The organism is Terriglobus sp. YAF25 (genome assembly GCF_052113305.1).
GTDB lineage: Bacteria > Acidobacteriota > Terriglobia > Terriglobales > Acidobacteriaceae > Terriglobus.
On the sequence record NZ_JBFRCY010000049.1, the window covers coordinates 1 to 10,789 of the forward strand.

The 10,789-nt window shown below is 58.0% G+C and carries 8 protein-coding genes, 1 tRNA gene and 1 pseudogene; 9 read left to right on the forward strand and 1 reads right to left on the reverse strand.

Going from position 1 to position 10,789, the window contains the following annotated elements:
• From AB4043_RS03260 to rpsF, 9 genes and pseudogenes are all read left to right on the forward strand, one after another.
• A pseudogene (locus tag AB4043_RS03260) lies at positions 1–1,708 on the forward strand (PIG-L family deacetylase); the annotation flags it as partial.
• A 689-nt stretch (positions 1,709–2,397) separates the two neighbouring features.
• On the forward strand, positions 2,398–4,860 hold the full coding sequence (locus AB4043_RS03265) for a right-handed parallel beta-helix repeat-containing protein (RefSeq protein ID WP_442301498.1): 2,463 nt from the start codon (positions 2,398–2,400) through the stop codon (positions 4,858–4,860).
• A 1,148-nt stretch (positions 4,861–6,008) separates the two neighbouring features.
• Complete coding sequence (locus AB4043_RS03270; protein WP_442306496.1) at positions 6,009–6,365, forward strand: hypothetical protein; 357 nt, start codon at positions 6,009–6,011, stop codon at positions 6,363–6,365.
• A 69-nt stretch (positions 6,366–6,434) separates the two neighbouring features.
• Positions 6,435–7,379, forward strand: coding sequence for a 4-(cytidine 5'-diphospho)-2-C-methyl-D-erythritol kinase (ispE, locus tag AB4043_RS03275; protein ID WP_442306497.1), 945 nt, complete (start codon positions 6,435–6,437; stop codon positions 7,377–7,379).
• A gap of 11 nt (positions 7,380–7,390) precedes the next feature.
• Positions 7,391–7,464 (forward strand) — tRNA-Gln (locus tag AB4043_RS03280).
• Positions 7,465–7,588: 124 nt separating this feature from the next.
• The gene (locus AB4043_RS03285) at positions 7,589–8,626 is read left to right on the forward strand and encodes a ribose-phosphate diphosphokinase (protein ID WP_442301501.1); all 1,038 of its coding nucleotides are present in this window, start codon (positions 7,589–7,591) and stop codon (positions 8,624–8,626) included.
• A 102-nt stretch (positions 8,627–8,728) separates the two neighbouring features.
• On the forward strand, positions 8,729–9,382 hold the full coding sequence (locus AB4043_RS03290) for a 50S ribosomal protein L25 (RefSeq protein WP_442301502.1): 654 nt from the start codon (positions 8,729–8,731) through the stop codon (positions 9,380–9,382).
• Positions 9,383–9,448: 66 nt separating this feature from the next.
• On the forward strand, positions 9,449–10,039 hold the full coding sequence (gene pth / locus AB4043_RS03295) for an aminoacyl-tRNA hydrolase (protein WP_442301503.1): 591 nt from the start codon (positions 9,449–9,451) through the stop codon (positions 10,037–10,039).
• 101 nt (positions 10,040–10,140) lie between these two features.
• On the forward strand, positions 10,141–10,596 hold the full coding sequence (rpsF, locus tag AB4043_RS03300) for a 30S ribosomal protein S6 (RefSeq protein WP_442301504.1): 456 nt from the start codon (positions 10,141–10,143) through the stop codon (positions 10,594–10,596).
• Here the strand turns inward: rpsF and AB4043_RS03305 are convergent.
• Positions 10,593–10,789 (reverse strand): hypothetical protein (locus AB4043_RS03305; RefSeq protein WP_442306498.1); only part of this gene is annotated, 197 nt, incomplete at its 5' end. The two genes, rpsF and AB4043_RS03305, sit on opposite strands and share 4 nt — an antisense overlap.

Genomic DNA, 10,789 nt, shown 5'->3' on the forward strand with positions numbered 1-10,789 from the left:
CTTCGACCCGGCCGATCCCGGCAAGGTAGTGCCTATGCTTGCCAAGGGGTTGGAGCAAACGAACAAGCTGCTTGCCGATCTGGATGCGGCAAAGCTTCCCGAAGAAGCCGCGTACAACATGAAGCACGAGCTGCGGGTGAAGCAGCAGCAGTTCCAGACCACGCTGGCAGCCGCGCTCGGTATCTCGCTTACAGCGTTCACCGGCCGTCCGCCGGCGACTGGTCCCGCAGGCCCGGGTGGCCCTGCCGGTCCTTCGGACTTGTCGCAGACAGCCCTTCCCGGGCAGACGGTGCAGGTAAATCTGCACGTCGCCAACATGGGCTCGCAGGAGGTTGCGGTGCATGTTGCGCCGCTCAATATCTATGACGGTAAGACGGTGCGGGAGATTGGTGAGGGGGCCGCGGAGCTGGAGAAGCTCGCAGGCGGAAAGGTCATTGACCGTCCCATCAGCATTCAGGTGCCGGAGACTGAGCCCTACACCAAACCATACTTCACGCGCAGCAGCCTGGAGCAGACTGTCTACGATGTGCAGAATCCAGCCGCGCTCGCGATGCCGATCGAACCGTATCCGCTCAGCGCTGTGATTCACGTGCAGTACGACGGCGTCACCTTCCCGGTCGCGGCGACGGTGCAGACGCAGCATCGCTACCTCGGCTACGGCACTGTCTATGAGCCACTGCTGATTGCTCCCGCGATTTCGGTTACGGTCTCGCCGCATGCGGGTATTGTTCCTATGGCGGCTACCAGCTTTACGTTGAATGTGAACGTGCGCTCGAACGTGAAGGGACCGGCGAAGGGAGAGCTGATGCTCAACCTGCCTGCGGGCTGGACCTCCTCACCAGCGAAAGCCAGCTTCAGCGCCATGCGCGACGGCGATGAGCAGAGCATCAGCTTCCAGGTGACGCCGAAGTCGGTTGAGACAAAAGCGTATACGCTTACCGCGGTCGCAACCTATAACGGCAAGCAATATACGGATGGTTACGTCACGACCGGGTATACGGGGCTTCGCCCGTATCCGTCGTATCGCGATGCGGCATATCGGACGACGGGCACGGATGTGAAGATTGCGCCCGGCCTCAAGGTGGGGTATGTGACCGGCACTGGCGATGAGGTGCCGCAGACGCTGGCGGACTTCGGCATCCATCCCACATTTCTTTCCCCGCAGGACATCGCCAAGACCGATCTCTCGGCCTACGACGTCATTCTGCTGGGCATCCGTTCCTATGCGGCCCGGCCGGAACTGCGTACCTTCAACAATCGCCTGCTCGACTACGTACAGCAGGGTGGCGTGGTGATCTCGCAGTACCAGACCAACGAATACGACCATAACTTCGGTCCGTATCCCATCACGCTGGGCGGGGAAGGGGAGCGTGTGGTGGAAGAGGACTGCAAGGTGACCATCCTCGACGACAAAGACCCTGTCCTGAACTGGCCCAATAAGATCACGACGGCCGACTTTGATGGCTGGGTGGAAGAGCGCGGTCATGGCTTCCTGCAGAGCTGGGATGCGAAGTACACGGCGCCGACGGAGATGCACGATACCCAGATGGACCCGCAGAAGGGCGGCCTGATCTATGCCCGCTACGGTAAGGGTGTGTATGTGTATATGGCGTATGCATTCTTCCGCCAGATGCCGGATGGCGTTCCGGGAAGTTTCCGCATCATGGCGAATCTGTTGAGTGTGGGGAAGAATAAGAGTTTGAAATAGTTCTTGCTGTTATCCAGGTGAATCGGCTGTCCGAAGCGGGCAGCCGATTTTGTTTGCTCGCGTAATGGACGGATGTGGCGCTCAAGTTTTCGTACGCGATTTCAAGTGAAGCGTTACCTTTTGGCGCAGAACTGCTATCAGTCCCTCATCCATGTACTCATAGTTGTCAGGAATGCCAAGGACGATGAGCTTCCGCGTTCTCATAAGTGATGAGAATCTTTCGTTCAGTCTGCGCTTATGAACGGTCTCCATCGCGAAGATGATGTCTGCCCATTCAATCAAGTCAGCAGATACTACGGTCTCGGCATCCGGGCTGGTCCCAGCGGAGGCTGTTTCTATATCCGGCAGATCTGAGAACACGACCTCTGCAGTCGGACTGCGCAATCTATTTCTGCTGCAAACGAAAAGAACATTCACGGGGTACAGCATATCGAGATTGCAGCCCGCCTGGAGAAAAGACCGGGATAGGCATATCGCCAATAAATAACAATTTCAGCCAATGAAAATTAACTTGCACGGCCCCTGCGTGCATGTATAGAGTGACTGGCGGCCGATCTCACGCCGATTTTGAGATACACATCAGAGAGCGGCCTCGGATATCACGCGCATCCGCGCGAATGTATACGTGTACATTTTGCACTCGCAATGTTCCTCTCCCCTCCCCGGTTTCACCCCAAACGGAGACATGCATGCAAACCTCATCGCTGTATCGTTCTATGCACGGAGCTAAAACTGGACTGAAAGCTCTGGCCGTTCTTTTGTTTTCCCCAACCCTGATGCTTGCGCAGGGACCGCGTCATCCCGGCCTTTACCTTCCGCCGACCCCCAGTTACGTCGTAGCCCCATCGGAGACCGCCGTACAGCTTCAGTTCGGCACTGTGCCGTTGGCGACCGTGCAGACACAGCTCAATGCTGCGCGCGTTGCCAATCCTGATTCGCCTATTGTGCTTACGCTTACCGGAACGTATTGGGTGCGCTCAGCTCCGCTGGTGCTGCCATCGAAAACCTCTGTCGTTCTCTACGGCACAATCGCGGCATTCCCCGGCGCAACGGCGAGCAGCCTGATCTCCATTACGGGTCAGAGCAAGGTTGCAATCGCTGGCGGCGTGCTCGAAGGGAACTTCGCCAACCTCTCCGGCATCGATGCTGAGGCTTCCACAAAAGTCAATATCGACTCCGTCACCATCCGCAATACGGGCCGCGATGCCATCGTGCTCTCCGGCATTGGCAATACGGTCTTCGATAGTGGGTCGGCCATCACCCGCTGTGATATCGCCGGATCGGCGGCTAACGGTATTACGGTCGAGAACATTACCCAGGCGCTGTTGCTGGACAACTTCGTTCACGCCAACAGAGGAACCGGCGTGCAGTTGAGTGGAGCTCACTCGTCCGTGACCAACAACGAGATCAGCGGAAACAGGATTGGTGTCTTTGCTGACGCCAACAACAATCTCATCTCGGATAACGATCTGAGCGATAACTCTCAGTCGGGCGTGCAGCTGGCATCCCTCAGCTCCGCGACCTCGATCATGCGCAATGTGATTCGTCATAACGGAGTGAGCGGCATCGACTTCGACGGCACCGGCAACTTCATCTTTGACAACGTGCTTGCCAACCAGAACGATCTCACCGACCGCTCCTCGGCGAATTATGTCGTTGCTCATGGAGCTCCGCTGAACGCGCCGGCGAGCACCTACTTCTATCCGCCTACCATCGATAACCAGCACAACGACCCAGTCCTCAACGGCATCAGCCGTGCCGACATTACGGTCAATGGTGGAAACCTTAACGATGTGCAGACAGCCTACAACGCGGCGCTCGCGGCGAACCCAGGAAGCTATATCGTCCTGCACATGAATGGGACGTTTACCATGGACGGAACCTCGCCTCTCACGCTCAGCTCCAATACTGCGGTTCTGCTCAACGGCACCATCAACGTAACCTCGAAACCCGCTCAGGTCATTGCGGCCACCAATCCCGCGTCGTTCGTCTCGATCTCCGGCGGCACGATCGATATGAACGGTCAGGGTAAGATCACCGGAATCTTCTTTCCCTCAAGCACGAATGCAAACATCGATCACGTCACGGTGATCAACGGCGGCGTCCCGACGGTGCGTACCAGCGGCGGCATGATCCAGTTGCAGCGCGGCGGAGGCTACAACATCCTCTATCGCAACACGGTCAACATGAGCGGTGGACGCTGCATCTGGACCGAGCATTCGAATGCGCACTACGTGGTGATGGAAAACAAGGTGAGCAACTGCAACATGGATGGAGTCGACCTGGACGCTGCCACCTCCAACAGTTTCGCGATCGACAACAGCAACATCGACAACGTTCGCTATGGAGTCTTTATCGAGCAGTCTGACTCCTTCAACAAGATCTATGGCAACTACACCACGACTCGTGATTACGCTTCGCCTACCGGTCACGGAATCGGGGTGTATAACAATGCCACCGCCAGCTCAACGCGCGCAGTAACGGATGGCAATGTCGCCTTCAGCAATGTGAACGATGTCGTCAATAACGGCCTGCGCATCGGCTCCATCGCAACCGCCGCTGGCGGCGTTGCCGAGTCGGCGCACACCTTCTTCTTCAACAATGTCGCTACCAACAATGGCGGGAATGCCATTCTGTTCGACACGCAGTTCCCAGGAAGTGTCGAGAACTATCTCTCGCAGACGGTCCTGGCGGGGAACAAGAACAACCTCAGTCAGCAGAACACCAACGGAGCGGCGCCGCCGGATTTCTTCAATCCGACGTCCGCAATCGATCTGGCGCTCAGCCGGCCGGTAACGGTCTCTTCGACGGCGACCGGCTCTGACCCGGCAAATGCCGTCGACGGTTTGGCCTTTACCGGCTGGAAGGCAGGCGGCAGTTCAGAGGAATGGTTGACGGTGGACCTGGGCAGCTCAACCAGCTTCCAGCGGGTTGTCGTGAATCCATCGACGCTGTTGGGGTTGCTTCAGCCTATCCGGCTCCAGTCTTCGGATGACGGAGTGAACTTCTCCGATATCCGGAGCGTCGGGCTCCCCGGTTCCGTACGCACCTTCCTCTTCAATGCTGTCTCGGCGCGCTATCTGCGCGTGAACGTTCGGAGTATTCCGGGCGTCGAGATCAACCTGCGCGAGGTGGGCGTCTATCCGCAGTGAGTGGACAGCGAACCTGCGAGGGAAGGAGCAATCCTTCCCTCGCAGCATTGTTATCGCCGACAGTTTCAACTCGGAAGGAATATTGCTCGTTCTTTTCGACACCGGCGCAATTGACTCATCGCGGAATCATTTTGGGTTCCGTTGGTGTCTAAGCCCAGGTGCACAAGACTTCTTATAGAGCGTTATTACCGCTTGTCTTCGGAATCATCGCGATCGCGCTGATGGCTTGGGATATGCACGCAAAGTTGGAGTGTATCGGATATGACGCCGGCCGTCCCTTCTGGCCCTGTGAGGCGCCGTCCTTCGTTCTAACGGCACTTAACGTTCCACCAATTGCGATAGCACAGGTACTATCAAACACCTGGACTGGGGCTCCGGGTTACTTCCATGACGCAGTCGCGCTCCCCTGCATTTTGTGGTGGTGGTGGTTTGTGGGGACGCGCTTTGATTTTGGCCTCCTCGGTGTAGGTTCTTACGGACGTCGCCGAACATGGTTCGCCTTCATGATTGCTGCATTGGCGGCACTCGTCGGGCTGCTTACATGGTGTCTTTGGAGGGAGGTCGTTTTTTATCGGAGCCTTTCGTCCGAGACGCGCCCGAACATCTTCTGGTTCTTCTTTAGCTTCGGAGTGTTGTTCGGATATCTATGGTCTATTGTGTTGATCGTTTCGTTCGGTCTGGCAGCCTTCAGGCTCGCGCGAGGGCAAAGTGGCCAGACGCAGAAAAGGCTTGCAAGTGCACGAACGAAACGTACTTTCGCTCTTAGTGCTGTTATTTATTGCGTCGGCGTGGCCGGAGCTTGCCTATATACAAAAGCGATGGATCAACGAAGGCAAGAGGAGTATGACCGTCACAGTGTCATTCTCAAGGGAAAGGTCGTTGACGAACTTGGTATTCCCGTTCAGTGGATTGRGGTCGACCTTGTTCCACTTCTCGAAGATCGTAGTCTCCAGGCAATCCGGACTGTGAGGGAATGGACCAACAGTGATGGTGAGTACATCTTGCGACCTGAAAACACAGGCCTATTCTTCCTGGCGATTCCATGGAACTCTCCACCGAGCTCTAAACTTCCGTTTCTACCGCGGTACTACCCGGACTCTTCAGACGAGGCCCATGCGGAGATACTTGATCTAAGCGAGGCTCAACATTTGAGCCTGCCGCCGATCAAGCTTTCAAAGCTGCAGCTCACCAGAGTACCGGTGTCTGTCTCGTGGTCTAATGGCAGCCCGGAGCCCGAAGCGTATCTGCTCCTCAACAACACACGCTTTCCTGGGAGTGGTGTTGTGGGGAGCGAGGCTCTTCACCCTGACAAGGATGGCGCGATATCGGTTCCAGTGGGTTTCGAGTACCGTGCGATCGCACAAGTGGAATGTGACCGGGGACAGATGATCGGCAACGCTTACACGCCCGAAGTGACCTTCTCGACGGAGCAGACAGATCTCCCCATCAATCAATTGCAGTTCACGCTGCCTGGAGAGCCGTGCAGGGTCTGGCACCCGAAATAACAGATGTTGACTGCCAATCGTAATCTGCGCGGTCGCCGAAATCTCATCCACGTACAATCGAACCCGGGCATGACCACAGTTCGCTCCTACTCCAAGATCAATCTCGGCCTGCACATTGGCCCGCCGCGCCCGGACGGCTACCACCATCTGGCGACCATTTACCAGACCATCGAGCTCCATGACCTGGTGACCGTAACGGCGACGACGGCCGATGAGACCCGCATCACACYCCGCTGCCAGCACCCTGGCGTTCCCTGCGACGAACGCAATACGGCCTATAAGGCCGTGGTCATGGCTCTGGATGCTCTGGAGACCAAAGCCACAGTAGAGATCGTGATCGACAAGCGCCTGCCGGTGCAGGGAGGGATCGGCGCGGGGTCGGCTAACGCCGCCGCCGCCATTCTGGCTCTGGAGGCCGAGCTTGGCCACCGGCTGACCTCCAATGCCCAGCTGGCTCTGGCCGCGAAGGTGGGTTCTGACGTCCCGATGTTCCTCATCGGCGGAACGATGCTCGGCATCGAGCGTGGCGAGGAGACCTTTCCGTTACCGGATCTCCCTTCGTTTCATATGGTTACAGCGTTTCCCGAGGTGGGAGTGTCGACGCCGCAGGCCTTCCGTGACTGGGATATAAGATTGACCCAAAATGCTGAAAACGATAGACTAGGGGAGTTTCGTCGGCGTGTTGCTATGGCATTCGCCGGCCAACCTGGTGTCTCCGGCAAGGCTGGAGACCTGGCCGAGGAGCCTCTTCTCGCGCTTGTCCGCACCGGGCTTGAGAACGACTTTGAAACAGTCGTCTTTCCCCAGCAGCCATCGCTGCGTGCGCTCAAATCTGCGTTAGAAGAAGGTTCTTTATACTCGGCCCTGTCCGGCTCTGGTTCTTCTCTGTTCGGTTTGTACCGTACAGAAGAGGCCGCGCAAGCCGCACAGCAGAGAGTTCGTTCGCTTGGATGTGAGGCGCGACAAACACGCACCTTGCCTCGGAGCGAGTACTGGGCCACGATATTTGTATAGGCCGCAGTAGATGGGCGATCGACTAATGGTAGGTCAAGTGCCTTTGGAGCACTTTGTCTAGGTTCGAATCCTAGTCGCCCAGCCAAAATATGCCGTATGCCAACGGGCATACGTGAAGCGCAGTGTGCCGAACATGGCTCGCTGTATGACCAGATCGGACGGACGCAGCACCTCAAAGGGCAAACCTGCCCGGAAGGAAGCCACGAAGCATGACCGACGCCACCCTCTCGCAGAGCGAACTACACAGCATGCCATCCCCCGCGGTGAAACCCGCGGAGCGTAAGCGGGCCTCCCGCATCGCCGACGACAAGCGTTTCAAGATTTTTTGTGGTTCTGCCAACAAGCCGTTGTGTGAAGAGGTATGCAAGTTTCTGGGAGTCGCGATGGGCGAGACGCGTCTACAGCGCTTCTCGGATGGTGAGATTCACTTCCAGCTTCTTGAGAATGTGCGCGGCGCCGATGTCTTCCTGGTACAGCCCACCAGCTTTCCGGTCGATCAGCACCTGGTCGAGCTGCTCATCATGATCGATGCTCTGAAGCGCGCTTCCGCCGGCCGGATCACTGTGGTGATTCCGTACTACGGTTATGCCCGCCAGGACCGCAAGGATCGTCCGCGTGTGGCCATCAGCTCCAAGCTGGTTGCCGACCTGCTGCAGACCGCGGGAGCGAACCGCGCTCTGCTGGTCGATCTGCATGCGGCGCAGATTCAGGGCTTCTTCAATATTCCGGTCGATCATCTGTTCGCTTCGCCGGTTCTGGTCTCGCACTTCCGTGAGATGAATCTGCCCAACCTGACGGTGGTTTCGCCTGATGCCGGCGGTGTGGAGCGCGCCCGTTTCTTCGCGCAGAAGATCAATGCTCCGCTGGCCATCGTCGATAAGCGCCGTACCGATATCAATGTCACCGAGGTCATGAACGTGATCGGCGATGTGAAGGGCCGGACCTGCCTGGTGCTCGACGACATCATCGACACCGCCGGAACGCTGGTAAAGACAGCTGAAGCTCTTCTGGAGCAGGGAGCTGCTGATGTCTACGCCTGCGCTTCGCATGCTGTCCTCTCGGGCCCTGCTTCTGAGCGTATCGCGACCAGCCGCCTGAAGCAGGTGGTCGTCACCAACACCATCCCGCTGAATGAGGCAGCTCAGAAGCTGGGAGACAAGATTAAGGTTCTTTCGATCGCCGGTCTGCTGGGACGCGCCATCGAGAGTATTCACATGGAGACCAGCGTCAGTTCGCTGTTCTCTTAGCAGTTTGTAGTTGCAGTTCAACTTAACCGCGGTGATGAGCCGCAAAGGGAGCGGTTGGCGAGTTATATGCAGCAAGCCGGCGGTGCCCGAAAGGAAAACACAATGTCTGAAGTCGTTCTCGCAGCTGTTCGCGAAGGGAAGTTCAACAAGAATGCGGCTCGCCGCGTACGCGTCGCCGGTCAGATTCCGGCTGTGGTGTACGGCGCCGGACAGGATTCGCAGGCTATCGCCGTCGATCCGAAGGTCATCACCCGCATTCTGCACTCCGAGTCCGGTCACAACACGATCTTCGACCTCACCGTCGGATCGGCCGCTCCTATCAAGGCCATGATTGTTGACTGGCAGTACGAGCCCATCAAGGGCAAGCTGCTGCACATCGACCTGAAGCGTATTGCCATGGACAAGGCTATCCGCGTCAGCGTTCCGGTCATGCTGATTGGTACGGCCACCGGCGTGAAGAATCAGGGCGGCATTCTGGACCACATCCTGCGTGAGGTCGAGATCGAGTGCCTTCCGGGCGATATCCCCTCGCACATCGATGTCGATGTCAGCAACCTCGGCCTGCACCAGGCGGTCCACGTCTCTGACCTTCCGCACGCCGGCCAGGTCAAGTTCCTGGTGGACGAGGGTGCTGTTGTGGCTCACGTCACCATCGTGAAGGAAGAGGCTCCAGTGGAAGCTGTTGCCGCGGCCGAACCGGAAGTAGCCAAGAAGGGCAAGGAAGCTGCTCCTGCAGCTGACTCTGCCAAGAAGTAACTGCCTGACGGCGGCTGCCGGAGCGCAGCCTGGCAGCCGCTGCGGGATCTGTAAGGGATTTGGAACGTGAAGCTGATTGTCGGACTTGGAAATCCAGGAATCGAATATCAGTTCACGCCGCATAACGCGGGGTTTCTGGCCATTGACCGTATCGCGGACGACGCGGGAGCGGTGGTGGCCAACCGGAGRGGAAAAGCGCTCACCGGCAAGGCGATTCTGGCAGGACAGGAAGTTCTGCTGGCGAAGCCTGAGACCTTTATGAACCTGAGCGGGCTTTCCGTAGCTGCTCTGGTTCAGGAGCTCGGCATCGATCCGTCGAAGGACGTGATTGTGTTGTATGACGAGCTGGCGCTTCCGCTGGGCACCATCCGCATTCGCGAACGGGGCAGCGCCAACGGGCACAACGGGGTGAAGTCCATCACCGGGGTGCTCGGGACAGAAGATTGGATTCGTATCCGGATCGGGGTAGGCAAACCGCCTGCCGCCGACGGCCGCGAGATCAGGGCCGGTGGTTCGAACTACCTGCTCGCGCCCATGAAAAAGGCCGAGCTCACCGCGCTGGATGAAGTACTCGATCGTGTGAAGCTGGCGGTCGAGGCGGTGCTGACAGAAGGTGTCGGCCCCGCGATGAGCAAGTTCAATGCAGTACCCAAGTAAGGCAGGCAGCGGCGACGCAGCCTGGCAGTAAACGAAGTACCTAATTTCCATACCGCCTTAAACGGCGGTGCCCGGCAAAACCGGGCAGAAAGAAGAACCGAATGAATCGCACTTACGAAGTCATGTTTATCGTCCGTCCTGACGTGCAGGAAGAGGACCTGGACAAGCTGATCGAAGGCTTCTCCGGCACCGTCACCAGCAACGGCGGCGAGGTGAAGTCCGTGGAGAAGATGGGCCGCCGCCGTCTGGCGTACGTCGTCCGCAAGTTCCAGGATGGCCTGTACATTCTGATGAACGTCGCCGCCGATGGAAAGCTGATCGCCGAGCTGGAGCGCCGTCTCCGCGTTACCGAGCAGGTCATCAAGTTCATCACTGTCCGTACGGACGAGGAAGACAAGCGCCTCGCCAAGGTCAAGGCGATCCGCGACACCAAGGTCAAGCGCTCGGCGCAGAGCCCGATGCCGAGCCCGACGAGCCCCGAGGCTCCGGCTGTTGTTGCCGCTCCTGCCGTTGCCGCTCCTGCCGTTGCTGCTGAGCCCGAGGCTGCTACCGCCTAAGCCGGTTTTTCTGAGTACGAACAACGAAGAATGCGGTCCTGATCGCTTCCCGGCATAGCCGGTCCGGAGGTCTCCTCGCAGACCTGGGGCGACAAGCCGCCATAACCATCGAAAGGATAATCAGCAATGGCTGACGAGATTACGACAACGCAAGCAGCTCCCTCCGAACGTTCTTCCGAACGTCCCTCTGGCC